Raw genomic sequence first — 16,832 nt, 5'->3', positions numbered from 1 at the left:
CGGACGGGTCCGTTCCGGACGTCGGTCTCAGAGATTGGCGATCACTTCCGGGCGGCGGATCTTCCACAGGAAGCCGTCCATGTAGAAATGTACCATCGACTGGTAGACGGCGTACATGAGGAACCAGTTGCTGCCGCTCACGCCCGCGATCGTCACCCTTGGTACCGGCGGGGTGAACCATGCTCCCCATCCGTACTCGATGGCCGGGATGATCAGCAGGACGAACGTGATGCTGCCGTAGAACAGGACCGGGCGAGCGACCAGCCGGGCCATGAGCGAGGGCGCGGCTTCCGGCCTTGCCGGTTCATGGTAACGCCGCCGCTGGAAGGCCCAGACGAACACCATGTATTCGACCGCATGGCTGAAGGCGAAGGAGATGTACACCTTTACCGGGTTTATCCAGAACAGCGACGTCGAGAGCAGCAGCATCGCGAGCCCCATCGACATCCGTGCCGGATTGCGCAGCCGGTGGGCGCGCCATTCGTGCCAGAACCATAGTCCCACGCCCGCCGCCGCGAGGATCACCCCCGGCGTCATCATGAGGGCCTGGTTTGTTTCGAGGAACTGGATCACCGGCCGGATCGCCCGCCGCATGGACGGCGCGTTCTGGTAGATCAGGTTCTTGTACCTGGGTCCAACCCAGGCGAAGTAGAGCGGAAACCAGCAGAACAGGAAAAGCTTGTCCACCCACGGCGGGGTTTTCCGCTCGGGGGGAGCCTCATCCTTGGCCATGTAGATCCGCATGATCCCGAACTTCTGCATGTAGGTGTGCCAGAAATTCCACAGGACGGAAAAAAGCACCATGCCGGCAATGACGAGGCGGCCGTTCGTCTTGCCGATGTCCAGGAAACTGCCGTCCGTGAACCATGGAGTCAGGAGGAACAGGGCTCCCGCCGCCAGCGGGAACCAGAGCAGCTTTACCCGGTGGAGGCGGAACACGTCGCCGTCGAGATAGGCGTAAGGAAACCCGTAGTGCCGGTGGGCGAAGTTCACGCCCAGCACCATGACGAAGACGATGGCGTAGTCGCGGTGCTGGTTGTTGCCGGCGAGCATCACCAGCGGCACCAGCAGCAGCGCCCAGCTGAAGTGGTAGGCGATGACGTCAATGGCCGGGGAGATGTGCCAGGTGCGGGAGGACTGGTCGGGCGGCGGCGGGCGGACGAAGCGGTCCCAGAAACCGCTTCCGGCAGATGCCGATGTATCCCTCATGCTGAAAACCGTCCCGGCCGGCCCGGACACGCCCAACCGGCCCGCCGAGCATACATGGCCCGGCGGACGTGCCAAGGCGTCCGGCGCAAAAAATTACACGGACACTTCGCCGCGGTTGATCCGCTCGAACAGTTCCGGTGTGACGGGGACGTAAGTCTTGGTGACGGAATCGAAAAAGTAGACCGGTTCGTTCACCTTCGCCGGGTCGAACCCTTCCTTCTTCAGGTGCGTTTTCACGTACTTGAAGCTGCCCGTCAGTTCGAGCTGCTTCTGGAGCCGGATGAAGTAGGGGAGGGCGTACCGGGGGAGCCCCTCGGCCACGTGCTTTCCGAACCGGGCGACGTCGAACTCGCCGTTGACGACGACGGCCGCCATGCCGGCCCGGCCCTCGGCGCCGGGAACCTCCACACCGTAGACGTTCGTCTCGATCACGCCGGGACACTGGTTCAGTACGATGGACACCTCGTTGGTCGAGACGTTCTCGCCCTTCCAGCGGTAGGTGTCGCCCAGCCGGTCGGCGAAGGAGACCTTCTTCCCCTTGTGCATGTTCACCAGGTCGCCCGTGTTGAAATAGTCGTTGCCGTCGCCGAAGGCGTTGCGGATGATCTTCTCCTCGGTCTTGGACTTGTCCAGGTAGCCGTCGAACCGGTTGATCTGGTTCATGAGCCCCACGAGGATTCCCTGCTCGCCGGGTCTGGCGTCCACGCAGCGGCCCTGGGCGTCGCGGACGATCTCCTCGGTCTCGGCGTCAATCTTCACGACCCGTTGGCCGGGGAGCAGCCTGCCCAGCATGCCGGGCTCGCCGTCAATGTTGACGATGGCGACGTTGCCCTCGGTGGCGGCGTAGAACTCGATCACTTCCTTGACGCCGAACCGCTCGACGAACGGGATCCAGACGTCCTTTCGCATTCCGGCACCGATCATGAGCCGGAGCTTGTGCTTTCTTTCCAGGGGATGGGGCGGCGTGTGCAGCAGATAGCGGCAGACCTCGCCGATGTAGTTGAACGCCGTGGCGTCGTACTTCACCACGTCGTCCCAGAACTGGGTCGCCGAGAACTTGCGCCGGAGTGCGATGGCCGACCCCGTGGCGACGACCGCGCCCCAGGCCGCGACGGCGCCCGTCGCATGGTAGAGGGGAAGCGCAAGGTAGGTCGTGTCGCTCGGCTGGAGCTTGGACAGTATCCGCCCGAAGGAGAATGCCGCCCGGAGGAACCGCTGGTTCTTGATGAGGGCCGCCTTGGGGAGCCCGGTCGTTCCGGACGTGTACATGTAGATCATCGGGTCGTTCACCGTCTGGTCGGCGGTCGTCGGCGGGTTCGTATTTCCCGACTGCTTCACAATGGGATTGAACAGGCGCGCCTGCGAGGGCATCTGGACGTCCGGCGTGTCCGACCAGACCAGCAGGTCCTTCATGGAGAGGCCGTTCGGCAGATCCGCTTCGATCTCCTTCAGGTTCGCAAGATGCTCGTTGCCCACCATGATCCAGCGGGGGTTGCAGATCTTGATGGCGTGAACGAGCTGGACGCCGGTAACGTGGGTGTTGATGAGCGAAGTGACGACGCCGATCTTGTTCAGGCCGACCATCGTGATGAGGTATTCGGGGCGGTTGTCCATGAGGAGCGCCACGACGTCACCCTTTTTCGCGCCGTCCTTCAGGAACGCATCGGCGACCCGGTTGCAGGCCTCGTTGAACTCCTTGTACGTGTAGACCCGGTCTTCATATTTGACGCAGGCCTGGTTCGGGGACTTCGCCGCTGTCTCCTCGACGAGCTTCGCCGCCGAGAGCTTCGTGCCGTCCTTCAGCGTGACCGCGACGGTATAGATGCTGCGAACCGTGACGTTCAGGAACCTGAGCGTGGACATGAGACCCATGAGATAAACCACCCCTCCGTGATTTTTGTGCCAACGGATATGCACCCTAACCCAAAAGTTGACTTGCGAGTCAAATTGTTAGGGGACTGCCTCTTGAGCCATACTGGAAGCTAGGGAGCCTGTATTATGACGATTGAAAAGCAGGTGCTCGTAACGCCGAAAACGCTCCTGGAAAATCCGAAATCTTGGGATTCAGACGGTCTGGTGATGGGTGTGGTCATCAGGCAAATCGAAAAAAATATTGACTTTTAATAGGGGGGGGGGGGTATTGTGCGCGGCATTCCAGTTTCAGAAAGGATCATACGACATCATGAATGCCTCGAAACCCCTTTTTGCTGCTTTTGTGCTGTTGATCGCCGGTTGCGCCGCGAAGGACAGTAGAAGCCTTAACGTAACTCCGCCGCCTCCAGGCATGTCCGGTACCTACGACTTCGATTTGATTGGCGATATCACTGCTCGTGAATGTGCTTCCAAGATATTTTTTATCCGTACCGGACCGAAATTCACCGCCTCCGGGTCGCCGGTGATCTCGGCAAGCGGAGAAGTAGCAGGCGGCTTTGATATTATGACGTTTTACGGACCGTTGTTCCGGCCGTTGTCCTCTATGTTTGCCGGCGTGGATGAGCAGGACTCTCTGGATGCCGCAACCTACACCGCGTTGTCCAGCACCGCCGGTGCAGACGTGATCCTCGTGACCAAAGGCAAATCGGATGGTTTTTCGGTCCCGGTTTTCTTCTCGCGTTATTGCTCGGAAATTTCCGGCAAGGCGGTGAAGCTGAAAAAGGCTGGTGCCGGTAACTGACCCAAAACGCACGATATCCGAATTCCAGAAGCAGCGTTTCGGGGTGAAATCCCGTGCGCTGCTTTCATTTTATGTCCCCACTTCCATGATTGACTCATCAGTCAAATCGTGGCAAACCGGTGTCCGGATGGATCGGGAACACCCGCCGGGACCGCCTTGCAGAAGGCCCCGGCGGCGGCCGGAGGGGTCCGGCTGCCTGTCATTACCGGCCGTCACAACCTGTTCCGCGGAGCCGCCGCCAGGGCGCCCCGCCAAGGAGAAGCGCCGTGTTTGAACTGAATGAAATGCACAAGATGACGCAGCAGATGATCCGCCAGTGGTGCGACAAGAACCTGCGTCCGAACATTTCGAAGCTCGAAGAGGGAGAGATGCTCCCCTACGACCTCATGCGCAGCATGATGAAGCAGTTCGGCCTCGACGCCATGTCGAAGATGGCCCTCCAGAAGCGGGTGAAGAAGCTCCGGGAGCAGGAGTCCGGCGCCGGGGTCGAGAAGAAGAACGAGGCCCCGAACTCCGCCATGAGCGAGCTGATGGGCGAGGGCGGCGGCGACCCGATGCTGATGATGGTCGTCGTGAAGGAACTCTCGCGGGTGTCGCCCGGCTTTGCGATGAGCTGGGGCGTCTCGATGGGCCTTGCCGGCGGGGCGATCATCTCCAAGGGCAACGCCGACCAGGTGGAGAAGTACGGCATCCCGATGGCCACGATGGAGAAGGTGGGCTCCTGGTGCCTGACCGAGCCGGGCGCCGGCTCCGACGCCTTCGGCTCCATGCGCAGCGTGGCGAAGCCTGACGGCGACTACTATGTCCTGAACGGCCAGAAGACGTTCATTACCAACGGCCCGTGCGCCGATGTCTTCGTGGTCTATGCCAAGATCGACCGCGGGCAGCCGGTGGCCGAGATGCCGGTCAACACCTTCATCCTCGAAAAGGGGATGCCGGGCTTTACCCAGGGCAAGCCGTTCAAGAAGATGGGCATGCGCGACAGCCCCACGAGCGAGCTGTTCTTCGAGGACGTCCGGGTGCCGAAGGCAAACCTGCTGGGCGGCAAGGAAAAGACCGCCGAGGGACGCGCCGACACCAAGGAGTCGCTCGGCAACGAGCGGTCGGGGATCCCGGCGATGGCACTCGGCATCATCGAGGAATGCTACGAGCGGTCGGTCAAGTACGTGCAGGAGCGCAAGCAGTTCGGCCGCGTTGTGGGCGAGTTCCAGGCGGTCCAGCTCGATATCGCCGACATGTACGTGAAGCTGAAGAACGTCGAGAACATCGTTTACCGCACGGCCTGGATGCAGAAGAAGGGTATCCGCGACGTGTCGTTCATCAACGCATCCAAGGCCTACTGCTCGCAGGCATGTGTGGATGTGGCACTCAAGGCGATCCAGCTCCACGGCGGCTACGGCTACATGGAGGAGTACCACATCGAGAAGCTGGCGCGGGACTCCAAGCTGCTGGAGCTCGGCGCCGGGACGACGCACATCAACTACCTGACCGCGGCCCGCAACGAGCTGGGCCTCGGCAAGTAGCATCAACCGGCAAGACGCGGTGTTTTGCAAAAGACCCGCGTGGCAGATAGAAACACGGCCCCTTAACCAAACCATCCAGAAGGAAGGAACAGAAACATGCCCATTACTCCAGACATGAACGCCGACCAGGTGAAGGCGGAACTCGCCAAGATCAACGCCAGCGACAACAACGCGCTCCGCGACGTGGCCAAGGACGCCACCCCGAAGCAGGCGTACGAGGTGATCATGCCCTACATGTTCGAAAAGCGCGGCGCCGAGGTGAAGGATACCCTTGCCATGGTGAACGGCTCGCTCCTGTGGGACATCACCGGTGACGGCGGCGGCAAGTGGGCGATGATCTTCCCGGGCGACGGCACCTTCAAGGTGGTCCCCGGCGACAAGCCCGACGCCTCGGCCACGATCCAGCTCTCCTACGAGAACTGGAAGCTGATGCAGACGGGCCAGATGCCCCCGCAGCAGCTGTTCATGAGTGGCCAGATGGTCGTGACGGGTGACATGGGCATCCTCATGCAGCTCCAGGCCGTGATGCCGCAGTAACTTCGCCTGACGGGCGGCCTCGCCGCCTTTTCTGGCAGGGCGCAGCCCGGTTTTCCGCCAGCGGAAACCGGGCTGTTCCCGTCTGGTGACTCCGGTGTCAGGGGCGGGCGCTTGCCCGTTTGACCCTTTCCGCCGTTCCGGTCTAACCAGCGCGGTTGGCCCTGTTCATTATTACAGGGAAAACGGGGGTCCGGCAGTCATGATTCAGGGGGAAACCATCGCGCACCGTCTGGTTGAGCGCGTGAAGCAGTCGGGCGGGAAACCTGCCTTTTTTTCCAAGACCGGCGGCAAGTGGGAGCCGGTAACGTGGGCCGGGCACGGCGCGGCGGTCCGTGAACTGTCGCTGGGACTGAGGGCCCTTGGCATCGGGCTTGGCGACCGGGTGGCGATTTTCGGCAACACCCGGATCGAATGGATCCAGACCGACCAGGCGGTGCTGGGACTGGGCGGCGTCACGGTGCCGATCTACCAGTCGAACCTTCCGCCGGCGGCGGCCTGGATCATCCAGGACTCCGAATCGAAGGCGGTCGTTGTCGAGAACAGCGAGACGCTCGGCAAGATCGGGCAGGTCAGGGCCGGGTGTCCGGGGCTCAAGTACGTCATCTCGATGGACGATTCGGCAAAAGGGAAGGGCGAAGGGTTCCTGACGCTGGAGGAGCTCCGCGCAAAGGGCGCGGAGTTCGCCCGGAGCCGGCCCGGAGCGTACGAAAACGGCCTTGCCGAGGTGAAGGCCGCCGGGCTCGCCACCATCGTCTACACGTCGGGCACCACGGGCAACCCCAAGGGCGTGATGCTCAGCCACTCCAACATCGTGTCCGAGCTGGACGCGCTCCAGAAATGCGTCACGGCCGGGGAGGACGACGTGGTGCTCTCGTTCCTTCCGCTCGCGCACATCTTCGGGCGCGTGGAATCGTTCGCCGGGATCCAGATGGGCTGGCAGGTCTATTTCGCCGAATCGATCGAGAAGATCGCCGACAACCTGACCGAGGCCCGGCCGACCATGATGTTTTCGGTGCCCCGGATCTACGAGCGGGTCTACTCGAAGATACAGGCCGGCGTGGCCGAGAGCGCCGTGAAGAAGGCCCTGTTCGGGTGGGCGATTCCGGTGGGCATGGAGGCATCGAAACTCCGCCAGCAGGGAAAGCAGCCCGCGGGGCTCCTGGCCCTCCAGCACCGGCTGGCCAGCAGGATCGTCTTTTCCAAGATCACATCGAAGCTGGGCGGCAGGCTCCGGTTCGCCATCTCCGGCGGCGCGCCGCTCTCGCGCCAGATAGCCGAGTTCTTCGATGCCGTCGGCGTGAAGATACTGGAGGGCTACGGCCTCACGGAAACGACCGCCGCGACCAACGTGAACCGCGAGGAGAAATACAAGTTCGGCACGGTGGGGCCGGCCGTTCCGGGCGCGGGCGTGAAAATCGCCGACGACGGGGAGATACTCCTCCAGGGACCGACGGTGTTCCAAGGCTACTACCGGAACCCGGAGGCCACCGCCGAGGTGCTTAAAGGGGGCTGGTTCTATACCGGCGACATCGGCGAGCTGGATGCGGACGGTTTTCTCAAGATCACCGACCGCAAGAAGGATCTTATCATCACCGCGGCGGGCAAGAACATCGCGCCGCAGAACATCGAGAACCTGCTCAAGACCGACCGGCACATCTCGCAGGTGATGGTGTTCGGCGACCGCCGCAAATACCTCACGGCCGTCATCGCCCCGAACCTGGAGGAGGTCGCCAAGTGGGCCCAGGCGGGCGGCATCCAGTTTGCCGAGCCCGCCGACCTGCTGAAAAACGAGAAGGTCCATGCGTTCATCGGCGGGATCGTCGAGGAGAAGAACCGGGAGCTGGCGAGCTACGAGACGATCAAGAAGTTCATCCTGGCCGACCGGGACTTTTCCGAGGCCACCGGGGAGCTCACGCCGACGCTGAAGGTGAAGCGCAAGGTCGTTACCGAGCTGTACCGGCCGCGTCTGGACGCGCTCTACGACGAGAAGTTCGACTGAAAGCCACCCCTTGCTGTAGCCAGTTAACGGGCTACAGTTGGGGCCATGCTTTCACTTCTGGCCAAGTTCCTGAAAGTCCTCAATTCGGACGCGGAACCGGGACAAATATCCCTGGGTTTCTGCTTCGGCATGCTGATGGGGTTCAGCCCGCTCATGAGCCTGCACAACCTTCTGGTGCTGCTCATGGTGCTGGTGATCCGGTGCAACCTGTCGGCTTTCATGCTCAGCTTCGGCATCTGCTCCGGCATCGCCTACCTGATCGACCCGGTGTTCCATAAGGCGGGACTGGCGATCCTGACAGCCGAGGGGCTTCAGCAGACCTGGACGAATCTCTACAACCAGCCGGTCTGGCGAATCGCCCGCTTCAACAACACGGTCGTCATGGGGAGTGTTTCCATCGCGCTGGCGGCATTCATCCCGCTGCTCCTCGTCTCGAACCTCCTGATCCGCAAATACCGCGAGCATTTCCTTGAATGGGTGAACAGGCTCCAGATCATGAAGGCGTTCAAGGCGTCCAGTTTCTACCAGCTGTATGAGAAGGCCCAGGGCTGGGGGATCGTCAAATGAAGTGGATCCGCTGGCAGGGACTCGCCGCATTCGCCGCGGTAACCGGCCTCATCGGCCTGTTCTGGTTCGTCTACGTCGACCGCTGGGTTGAGCGGTACATCGAGAACTGGGGCACGTTTGCCGTCGGCGCGAAGGTGGAACTGGACAAGGCGGACGTGTCGCTCTTTCCCTTGGGGCTCACGCTCACCCGGATGCAGGTGACGAATCCCGGCAAGCCGATGCAGAACGCCGTCGAGATCAAACGCATCGCGTTCCTGATGGACTTCTGGCAGCTCCTGCTCGGCAAGACCCACATCGATGACATGTCGGTCGAGGGGATGGAGTTCGGCACCAGGCGGAAATATTCGGGCGAGGCCAAGCGCAATATCGATACCGTGGTTCCGCGGCCCGTGACCGATTTCGTCGTGAAGCAGACCGGTCCGCTGGAGTTTCCGGCGCTGGAAGTTCCCGACGTCATGGCGATCCTGAAGAATGAGGATCTGGCGTCGGTCCGCCTCGTGGAAACCATACGGGCGGAAGTGGACAGCGAGCGGGACGCCTGGGAGAAGCGGGTCAAGAACGACCTGCCGGGCAAGAAAACCTTCAACGACTACAAGGCGCGGGTCGAGAAGATCAAGAAGGACATGAAGGCGGGATCGGCGGCGGCAATCACGGCGGCGGCCACCGCCGCAAAGCTTCCGCAGGAGATCCGTGGCGAGATCGACAAGATCGAGAAGGCCCGGAAGGAACTGGAAAAAACCCTTGAGCTGGTGAAGAAGCGGGCCGAGGAGGCGCGCAAGGCGCCGTTCGAGGATATCGAACGGCTGAAGGACAAGTACAACCTCTCCGGCAAGGGGCTGACGAACCTCACGAGAACCTTCATGGGCCCCACCTACGCCAGCTACCTGTCGCAGGCGTTCATGTGGCACGCACGGATATCCCCCTACCTGGAGCCCAAGGAGGAGTCGCCGAAGGAGAAGAAGCCCGAGCGCGGCAAGGGCGTGGACGTGAAGTTCAAGGAACGCCGTCCGCTGCCGGACTTCCTGATCTCGAAGTCACGGGTGACGCTCAAGGTTGAAGAGGTGGGCGAGTTCACCGGCGACGTCCGTAACGTCACGGACAATCAGGCCATTCTGGGATCGCCGCTGACTGTCCGGCTGGTGGGAGAGAAGCTCGAAACGCTCATCCGCGAGGCCTCGCTCGACATGGAGTTCAACCGCACCCGTCCCCGGGACCCCAAGGACACCGTCGCCCTGTCGGGCCGGGGCTTCCAGTTCCGTGACGTGCCGCTCTCGAAGGACGGCCGCTGGCCAATCGACCTGAAGCGCGCCGATGCGGACGTCAGCATCAAGATGGAGTTCCTGAAGAGCCATGTGAACGGCCTGATCTCCGCCAACATGACGCCGGTGGAGATCGTGACCGGCTTCGGTCAGATGAAGAACCCGGTGGCCAAGGCCGTGGACGGGGCGCTCCGGGACATCCAGAAGCTGTTTATCGAGGCCGAGGTCAGGGGGAGTCCCGAGGAGTACGACCTGATCCTCCGGTCCAATCTGGACGAAATCCTGGAAAAGGCGATCGGACGGATCATCACCGAACTGGTGAAGGAGTTCGAGCAGCGGCTCCGGGCGGAGATCATGAAGCGCGTGCAGAAACCGCTTGAGGAACTTCAGGCCAAGGTCGGCATCATCGGGGGCCTCGACAAGGATCTGGAGGCGCTGGTGAAGGAAGGCGAAAAGCTGATTGAAGAGGCGATCAAGAGCGCGGGTGCCGGTAAAGGGAGCCTGCCCATTCCGGGGGGACTCAAGCTGCCCGGCCTGAGCCGGTAGCTATTCCGCTGGCAGCGGGCCATCCGGCCGGGCGGTGGTATCGTTGCCGGCAAGGTGATGGCTCATCCGCCAGATGTGGTAAGTCAGCCGGTCGAGCCACTGCATCACCTTGAGCTGCTCGTCGGCGTCCAGCGGCGACATCCGCCCGCGGGCCGTGTGCTCCAGTATCTGTGCCCGGCGCGTGCGCCGGATTTCCGCCAGCTCGGTTGAGAGCGTCCGCAGTGGTTCCACCGCATCGAAGGTGCCGTCCAGTCCGCCAAGCCAGGCCTCCAGGCCTGCCAGACCGGCGGCCAGCCGGTCGCGCACGTCGCCAAGGGGCGCCACGGAATCGATGATGCTTGCCGGCTGGGTTTCCTGCACCGCGCCGAGCAGCCGGCCAAGGTGGTCGAGAGCATGGAGCTGTGACAGGAACCGGGCATAGTGCCCGCCTTCGTGATCGTGCATCTGCGCCCGACCGATGAAGGACCGGGTATCGTCCACCGCCTGCATGGCAGCATGGATCTCCTCCTGCAGCACCGGCAGGTGGGTTCCACGTACCCGCTCCCGGACCAGCCGCGAGGCTTCTGCCGCCGTGTCCATGATGGTGTGGCGCGAGGCCTCGACAGCCAGCGCGGGCACCACCGTCACGCTGTCATCCAGGCGGCGCGTCAGCGCCGGTCCCCGTTCGGGCAGAAGCCGGACGATGACCCGTGCGAAGGGGCCCAGGAACGGTGAAATGAGGAGTATCCCCAGCACGTTGAACGAGGTGTGGAACAGGGCGAGCACCATCGCGCCGCTTTCGTGCAGGATCTCTCCGGCGATCAGCCGGTTCAGATGCATGAACAATGGAAATACCAGCAGGGCAACCGTGCCCGTCAGCAGGTTGAACAGGATATGGGCGAGGGCGGTACGCCGGGCGGCGGTGGAGGAGCCTATCGCCGCCAGGGCAGCCTTGACCGTCGTGCCGATGTTCTGGCCGATGACGAGCGCGGCGGCCTGGTCGAGCTGGATGGCGCCGGTATGAAGCGCGGTGAGCGTGGTGGCCACTGCGGCGCTGGATGACTGCATGACCACGGTCATCAGCACGCCGGTGCCGACCAGCAGCGCCCTTCCCCAGATTGTGGCGGCCTCGTAGCCGCTCAGGTCGAAATCGTTCCCCAGGTGCTTCATGCCCGTCTGGAGCATGTCGATGCCGACGAAGATGAGGCCGAACCCCGCCAGGGCCAGTCCTCCGGAGGCAAGGCGTCCGCGCCCCAGAAGGCGCATCAGCGCTCCGGCACCCACCATCAGCATGGCCGCGTTGACGATGCTGAACTTGAGGCCGAGGTAAAGCACCATCCAGCCGGTCGCGGTGGTGCCGAGATTCGCTCCGAGAATCACGCCGACCGCCTGGGTAAAGTTGAGCAGGCCCGAGTTGACGAACCCGATGGTGGCCAGCGTCGTGATCGTGGAGGACTGCGCCAGCACCGTCACCAGCGCGCCCGATGCCATCGAGGAAACCGGCCCCCGCGTGAACCGGGCAAGGATGCTCCGCAGGGCACCGCCGGCCAGCGACTTGAGCCCGTCGGTGAGCAGGACCATGCCCAGCAGGAATACGCCGATGCCACCGGCCAGTGCGGGAATCATCTGCCTGTCTTAGCGCCGTGCCATGTCGGTGAGCAGTTTCTCGACCACCAGCCGCCGGTCCACGGGCGCGCCCTTGATCAGCCGGTCCACTTCGTAGAACCGCCCGGCCAGCCGGTCCCACGGGGCGCCCCGCCACTTGGCCGCCGCCCGGATCTTCTCGTCCCGCCTGAAGAATATCTTCAGTTCGCGGCAGGCCTCCTCGCCGGAGACCCCTCGCGTCTTCAGCTCGTTCATTCGCCGCATCTGCCGGAAGCTCCAGTGCAGGCCGCCGATGATGGCCGGATATTCCGGATTCGCCCCCTCCGCCAGCTTGTCCAGGATGACATAGACCGAAGCCAGGTCGCGGTCGGTGATGGCGTCGAACAGTTCGAACGCCGTGTACCCCCGCGTGCGGGCGATCACCTGAAGGGCCGTCTCCTCGGAGATCGTGTCGGCGTCCGGGCTGACCAGCGTGGCGACCTCGATCGCCTGGTCGAGGGCGGTGATGTCGGCGCCGATCCGCTCGATGAACAGGCCCGCCGCCCCGTCGCTCACCTTGCGTTTTCTCAGGCGGGCGAAGCGGCTGATCCAGTAGCCCAGCTTTTCCTCCTTGGGGCGGGAGACATCCACATAGGCTCCGCCTTCCTGGAGCGCCTTGGCGAACTTCCGCCGCCCGTCAGGTTTGTCGCCTTCCATGACAAGGACCGAGCTCTGGGCGGGCCGTTCGAGGTAGGGGATGAGGGCGTCGTGACCGGCCTCGGTGTCCAGTCTCTCTGCGTTCCGGACGACCACGAGCCGGTGCTTTGCCATCATCGGGAACGTCTGCGCCGCGCCCGTGATCCGGTCGGGTTCGCACGAGGCGGCGTCGAAACGGTCCAGGTTGAAGTCGGCCGTGTCGCGGACGGTGGCTTCCCGGAGCGCACGGAGCAGTTCCTGGACGAAATAGGGTTCGGTCACGGGATCGCCCGATCCGAGCGGCGCCAGATAGTAGACCGGGCGGATGCGTCCGGCCTCGATTTCCTTCATCACCTGGTCGGCGGTGGGTGCCTCGCTTCGTGCCATCGGGGTCAGCCGGGTTCCCTTGCCGTCAGTGGCTTGCGGCCTTCTGGCCGAAGCGCTCCCGCAGATAGGCGATGATGTCCTCCGATTCGAGCATCGGCACCGTGCCGATCAGCAGCATCGGAACCTGCGAGCGGCCATTCTGGTAGTGCCGGATCTCGCTGGCGGCCTCACGGCTTTCGTGGATGTTCCGGTACTGGAGCTGCCCGCGGATGCCCAGCTCGTCGATTGCCCGGATCACCCGGCGGCAGAAGGGGCAGCTGTCGTAGTAGTAGAGGGTCAGCATCGGGGGCTAACGGTGTCCCTGACGGGCGGACTTTTCAAGCGTGTGAAGGAGTGCCTTCAGTTCCGTCCGGTGCCGGGGATTCTGCCAGGCGGCGTAGAGATTCGCCTTCACCAGTCCCAGCGGGACTCCGGTGTCGAACCGGACGCCGGGCACCTCGGTTGCCAGCACCTTTCCCTTCCGGCACAGGGAATCGAGCGCGTCGGTGAGCTGTATCTCGCCGCCCGCTCCCGGCCGGGCCCTGCGGAGCTCGCCGAAGACGGCGGGGTCGATCACGTACCGGCCGATGATGGCATAGCGGCTGGGTGCCGCCCTCGTTTCCGGCTTTTCGACCATTCCGGCGGCCAGCATGGGCCTGCCCGGCCGTGCGGCTCCGGCCGGACGGACGATGCCGTACCGGCTCACGTCCGCCGCCGGGACTTTCTTCACGGCGATCGTGGCAAGCGCCTCTTCCCGTTCGTGGAGATGCACGAGTTTCGCCAGTCCGGTCTGTTCTCCCGGGGCGTGGAAAAAAATCTCGTCCGGCAGCAGCAGGGCAAAGGGCGCACCCTTCACGGCGCGGGCCGCCTGGAGGACCGCGTGGCCGAGGCCCCGCGGCCTGCGCTGGTACACCACCCGGAAACTGAGCCTGCCGAGGCTGCGTTTCCAGCCCGCCAGAAGCTCATCCTTGCCCGCCTTCCGGAGGTGCTCCCGGAGGACGCGCTTGGGGCTGATGTAGTCCTCCAGCGCACCCTTGGAGGGGCTGGATACCAGCACCACGTTGCGGATTCCGGCCGAGAGTATCTCCTCGCAGATCAGATGAAGCGTCGGGCGGCTCAGGACCGGCAAAAGTTCCTTCGGGACCGACTTCGTGATCGGCAGAAAACGTGTGCCGAGCCCCGCCACGGGAATGACCGCCGTCCTGACTTTCCGTAATCCCGGCAACGGACCTTCTCCTTTCCCTGCGTAATGCTTCCGGAGCATTATGCATAGCATCCTCTGGCGGCCGGTTGAAACTCTCCGCCGGAGTCCGTATCTTGGGCACGATAGGCCGGAGGGCATTCGGCCGGGCTTTTTCGCGGAGCGCGGCAGTGGCAGGCGGGATGGAGTCCCCGTTGATCCGGTTTCACCGTCAGTTTGTTTCGTGTCCCGTTGCCTTCCTGATGCTGCTGGCGGCGCTGCTGTTGCCGGCCCGGCTCCAGGCCCAGGCGCCCGCGTGCACGCTCGAATCCAAAGATCCCGCTGTTTGCGTGAATCCGGGCAAGGAATACCTGGGCGGCCTCGGCGTTCCGAAGTTCGATCTTACCCCCGGCGGCCGGAGCATCGGCATGGGCCGGGCGGGGGCGAGCCTGATCGTCGATCCGGCTCTGGTCCGGCTGAATCCCGCCGCCCTGGCGCGGCTCAAGATGTTCTCAATCGGCGGCGGCTACCAGCGAAATGCCGACGGCTCCGACCAGTACAACATCGGGGTGATCGATTCGGTGACGACCGAGCTCGCCGCCGGGCTTTACTACAGCATGGAATCGGACGCCGGGTTCGGCTTCATGGGCAAGGACATCCGGCCGCCCCGTTACAGCTACCTTTCCCTAGGCATTGCCGACGGCTATCCGCTGTTCGGAATCCCGCTGTACGCGGGCGCGGCGGTCAACTGGCTCCGCACGGATATCCCCATCGAAGGCGGCAGCGATCATGTGGTGGATGCCACCTTCTCGGCGCACATGGACCCGCTGCCCAACCTGTGGAACCTGTCGGCGGCCCTCGTGGGCCGCAACCTCATCGGGACAGACAAGGAGCGCCTTGCCCGGAACGTGGAGATCACGGGCAGCATCGCGCCGCTGGAGTGGCTCCGCGGTGCCGGTGGCGTCATTACCGACCTCACCCGGTCGAGCGATCTGGACGCGGGATTCCTGGTCGGCATAGAGGCCGAACCCGTCAAGGAACTGCTGCTGAGGGGCGGCGTGCTGCGGGAGCCGGCCATCCGGGACTTTCTCATGACGATGGGCGCGGGGTTCGAGAACCCCAACGTGTCGATCGTGTTCGCCTACCAGCGCAACCTCCGCCGCGAGGCCAACCAGTTCACCATCGAGTTCACCTACCGTGATTTCGGCCAGGGCGGATCTTCGGGCGGAAACTACCCGCCGAACCAGGGGCCGCGGATCACCGATCCGCCGCGGTTCGTCCCGCCGGGCGGGAAATAGCTACATCAGGTACCGGCCGGCGCGGAGCAGGGGCGCGAGGCTGGGGTTTTCCAGCAGGTAGCGGTATTCGGCCCGGGTGATGAAGGTCGTCCGGCGGTAGCTGCCGGGTTCGCAGGACATCCGGATGGTGAGGTCGAATCCGCCGCGATCGGGATTTTCGGAGACACGGAATCCGTGGACGGCGCCATTCTCGGCGAGGTCCTGTTCCAGCGACCGGAGCAGGCGCCGCGACCGGAGGAGCCGCCGCCCCAGCGGGGAGTCATAAAGCCCGTAGGCGCGGTTCCGCGAGGGCAGGTTCGGCGGTCCCAGATCCATGCGGCAACATTAGCTGGTCCGCCCGCACCGGACCACCGGCGGGCACTCCCTTTTTGGGCGCCAATCGGTCTTAATTGACCGCATGGAACTGCTAGCCCGCCTTCTGCTCAAGGAGCGTCTCGCCACGCGGGAGCAGATCGAGGAGGCGATCCGCCACCAGGCCGTCTATGGGGGCCAGCTCGCCACCAACCTGGTCGAGATGGGCGTGCTCACCGAAGACCAGGTGGCCCTGTGCCTCTCCCGGCAGTATGGCCTGCCGACCATCGCCGTGGACCGGGCGGCCATCGATCCGGCGCTGGTCGAGCGGATCGGCCGCGAGCGGTGCGTGAGCGCCAGGGTGTTTCCGTACCGGGTGGAGTCGAAGACCCTGTACCTTCTCATGGTCCATCCGGGCGAACACGTGGTGAAGGCGGAAATCGCCTACTCGACCGGCCTCATCGTGAAGCCGTTTGTCGTGAGCGAGCTGACGATGATCTCGCTGCTGGAAACCTATTGCGGGCTGGACCCGAGCTGGCGGTACGAGGAGCACAATGTCGATTACATCGACCGTTCGATCCGGTCGTACCAGCGCCGGACCGAAGCCGCCGCCGCCCTGCGCGCCAGTTCCGCGCCGCCGCCATCCATCGAGACGTCTTCCACCCGGGACGAGGCGGTCCGTGCCGTCGTGACCCTGGCTGCCCGGACGGTCGGGCGGGCGGTGTTCTTCCTGGTGCGGAAAGACATCGTGTTCGGCTGGGACGGCGCCGGGGAGGGGATCGACAGGGATCTGGTCCGTGCCATTGCCGTGACGCTCGACAAGCCGTCAATATTCGATGCGGTGGTAAAACACCCCGGGCACTATCTCGGCAGCATCCCGCGGTCGCCCACCAACGACCTGATCCGAAAGGTGCTGGTCAAGCAGCGCGGCAACTCGCTGCTTGTGCCGGTCCATGTGGGCGGCCGGGTGGTGAATATCGTGTATGCCGACGCCGGCCCGCAGAAGTCGATCGACACCGACATCGGACCGCTGCTTCTGGCTGTGAACCGGCTTCCGGCGGCCTATGCGCGGATCATCAGCGCCCGCGTGAGCCAGTCTTTTGCCGAGGGGAGTTCCGCCTGAC

Annotated in this window: 15 protein-coding genes; 8 read left to right on the top strand and 7 right to left on the bottom strand. The window is 63.8% G+C overall.

What is annotated here, in order from left to right; genetic code table 11:
- Positions 1-27: 27 nt before the first annotated feature.
- Positions 28-1,209: a hypothetical protein gene (locus KIT79_03430; protein MCW5828348.1), complete on the bottom strand. Its 1,182-nt coding sequence runs from the start codon at positions 1,207-1,209 to the stop codon at positions 28-30.
- A 93-nt stretch (positions 1,210-1,302) separates the two neighbouring features.
- A complete protein-coding gene (locus KIT79_03425; GenBank protein MCW5828347.1) occupies positions 1,303-3,081 on the bottom strand; it encodes a long-chain-acyl-CoA synthetase in 1,779 nt (592 codons plus the stop codon).
- A 310-nt stretch (positions 3,082-3,391) separates the two neighbouring features.
- Here KIT79_03425 and KIT79_03420 point away from each other — a divergent pair, with 310 nt between their 5' ends.
- The 6 genes from KIT79_03420 to KIT79_03395 all read left to right on the top strand — a co-directional run bounded on the left by KIT79_03420 (position 3,392) and on the right by KIT79_03395 (position 10,314).
- A complete protein-coding gene (locus tag KIT79_03420; GenBank protein MCW5828346.1) occupies positions 3,392-3,883 on the top strand; it encodes a hypothetical protein in 492 nt (163 codons plus the stop codon).
- A 266-nt stretch (positions 3,884-4,149) separates the two neighbouring features.
- Positions 4,150-5,406: an acyl-CoA dehydrogenase family protein gene (locus tag KIT79_03415; GenBank protein MCW5828345.1), complete on the top strand. Its 1,257-nt coding sequence runs from the start codon at positions 4,150-4,152 to the stop codon at positions 5,404-5,406.
- Positions 5,407-5,502: 96 nt separating this feature from the next.
- Positions 5,503-5,943 (top strand): SCP2 sterol-binding domain-containing protein, encoded by a 441-nt coding sequence (locus KIT79_03410; GenBank protein MCW5828344.1) that lies wholly within the window; start codon positions 5,503-5,505, stop codon positions 5,941-5,943.
- A 199-nt stretch (positions 5,944-6,142) separates the two neighbouring features.
- The gene (locus KIT79_03405; protein ID MCW5828343.1) at positions 6,143-7,942 is read left to right on the top strand and encodes a long-chain fatty acid--CoA ligase; all 1,800 of its coding nucleotides are present in this window, start codon (positions 6,143-6,145) and stop codon (positions 7,940-7,942) included.
- A gap of 45 nt (positions 7,943-7,987) precedes the next feature.
- On the top strand, positions 7,988-8,509 hold the full coding sequence (locus KIT79_03400; protein MCW5828342.1) for a TIGR03546 family protein: 522 nt from the start codon (positions 7,988-7,990) through the stop codon (positions 8,507-8,509).
- Complete coding sequence (locus KIT79_03395; protein ID MCW5828341.1) at positions 8,506-10,314, top strand: TIGR03545 family protein; 1,809 nt, start codon at positions 8,506-8,508, stop codon at positions 10,312-10,314. Before KIT79_03400 ends, KIT79_03395 begins: the two co-directional genes overlap by 4 nt.
- Here the strand turns inward: KIT79_03395 and KIT79_03390 are convergent, their stop codons facing one another.
- The 4 genes from KIT79_03390 to KIT79_03375 are packed head-to-tail and all read right to left on the bottom strand — an operon-like array spanning position 10,315 to position 14,164.
- Entirely contained in the window at positions 10,315-11,919 is a 1,605-nt protein-coding gene (locus KIT79_03390; GenBank protein ID MCW5828340.1) for a Na/Pi cotransporter family protein, read from the bottom strand.
- 9 nt (positions 11,920-11,928) lie between these two features.
- Positions 11,929-12,960, bottom strand: a complete 1,032-nt coding sequence (gene holA / locus KIT79_03385) for a DNA polymerase III subunit delta (GenBank protein MCW5828339.1) — start codon at positions 12,958-12,960, stop codon at positions 11,929-11,931.
- A 25-nt stretch (positions 12,961-12,985) separates the two neighbouring features.
- Positions 12,986-13,243, bottom strand: coding sequence for a glutathione S-transferase N-terminal domain-containing protein (locus KIT79_03380; GenBank protein ID MCW5828338.1), 258 nt, complete (start codon positions 13,241-13,243; stop codon positions 12,986-12,988).
- A 6-nt stretch (positions 13,244-13,249) separates the two neighbouring features.
- Complete coding sequence (locus KIT79_03375) at positions 13,250-14,164, bottom strand: UTP--glucose-1-phosphate uridylyltransferase (protein MCW5828337.1); 915 nt, start codon at positions 14,162-14,164, stop codon at positions 13,250-13,252.
- Between the two features lie 170 nt (positions 14,165-14,334).
- Between KIT79_03375 and KIT79_03370 the strand changes: the two genes are divergently transcribed.
- The gene (locus tag KIT79_03370; protein MCW5828336.1) at positions 14,335-15,417 is read left to right on the top strand and encodes a hypothetical protein; all 1,083 of its coding nucleotides are present in this window, start codon (positions 14,335-14,337) and stop codon (positions 15,415-15,417) included.
- Here KIT79_03370 and KIT79_03365 read toward each other — a convergent pair whose 3' ends face one another.
- Positions 15,418-15,732 (bottom strand): hypothetical protein, encoded by a 315-nt coding sequence (locus KIT79_03365; protein ID MCW5828335.1) that lies wholly within the window; start codon positions 15,730-15,732, stop codon positions 15,418-15,420. It abuts the gene before it with no gap.
- An 82-nt stretch (positions 15,733-15,814) separates the two neighbouring features.
- Between KIT79_03365 and KIT79_03360 the strand changes: the two genes are divergently transcribed.
- On the top strand, positions 15,815-16,831 hold the full coding sequence (locus KIT79_03360; GenBank protein ID MCW5828334.1) for a hypothetical protein: 1,017 nt from the start codon (positions 15,815-15,817) through the stop codon (positions 16,829-16,831).
- The last annotated feature ends 1 nt before the right edge of the window (position 16,832 follow it).

The organism is Deltaproteobacteria bacterium (assembly GCA_026129095.1).
Taxonomy (GTDB): domain Bacteria; phylum JAGRBM01; class JAGRBM01; order JAGRBM01; family JAHCIT01; genus JAHCIT01.
The sequence above is the reverse complement of the archived record's forward strand: the minus strand, read 5'-3'. Positions and strand labels throughout refer to the sequence as shown.

What these genes read in the sequence shown, in the direction of transcription:
- KIT79_03380 (MCW5828338.1), bottom strand. Translation starts at nt 13,243, where the DNA reads ATGCTGACCCTCTACTACTACGACAGCTGCCCCTTCTGCCGCCGGGTG.
- holA (MCW5828339.1), bottom strand. Translation starts at nt 12,960, where the DNA reads ATGGCACGAAGCGAGGCACCCACCGCCGACCAGGTGATGAAGGAAATC.
- KIT79_03395 (MCW5828341.1), top strand. Translation starts at nt 8,506, where the DNA reads ATGAAGTGGATCCGCTGGCAGGGACTCGCCGCATTCGCCGCGGTAACC.
- KIT79_03405 (MCW5828343.1), top strand. Translation starts at nt 6,143, where the DNA reads ATGATTCAGGGGGAAACCATCGCGCACCGTCTGGTTGAGCGCGTGAAG.
- KIT79_03365 (MCW5828335.1), bottom strand. Translation starts at nt 15,732, where the DNA reads ATGGATCTGGGACCGCCGAACCTGCCCTCGCGGAACCGCGCCTACGGG.
- KIT79_03410 (MCW5828344.1), top strand. Translation starts at nt 5,503, where the DNA reads ATGCCCATTACTCCAGACATGAACGCCGACCAGGTGAAGGCGGAACTC.
- KIT79_03425 (MCW5828347.1), bottom strand. Translation starts at nt 3,081, where the DNA reads ATGGGTCTCATGTCCACGCTCAGGTTCCTGAACGTCACGGTTCGCAGC.
- KIT79_03390 (MCW5828340.1), bottom strand. Translation starts at nt 11,919, where the DNA reads ATGATTCCCGCACTGGCCGGTGGCATCGGCGTATTCCTGCTGGGCATG.
- KIT79_03400 (MCW5828342.1), top strand. Translation starts at nt 7,988, where the DNA reads ATGCTTTCACTTCTGGCCAAGTTCCTGAAAGTCCTCAATTCGGACGCG.
- KIT79_03430 (MCW5828348.1), bottom strand. Translation starts at nt 1,209, where the DNA reads ATGAGGGATACATCGGCATCTGCCGGAAGCGGTTTCTGGGACCGCTTC.
- KIT79_03360 (MCW5828334.1), top strand. Translation starts at nt 15,815, where the DNA reads ATGGAACTGCTAGCCCGCCTTCTGCTCAAGGAGCGTCTCGCCACGCGG.
- KIT79_03420 (MCW5828346.1), top strand. Translation starts at nt 3,392, where the DNA reads ATGAATGCCTCGAAACCCCTTTTTGCTGCTTTTGTGCTGTTGATCGCC.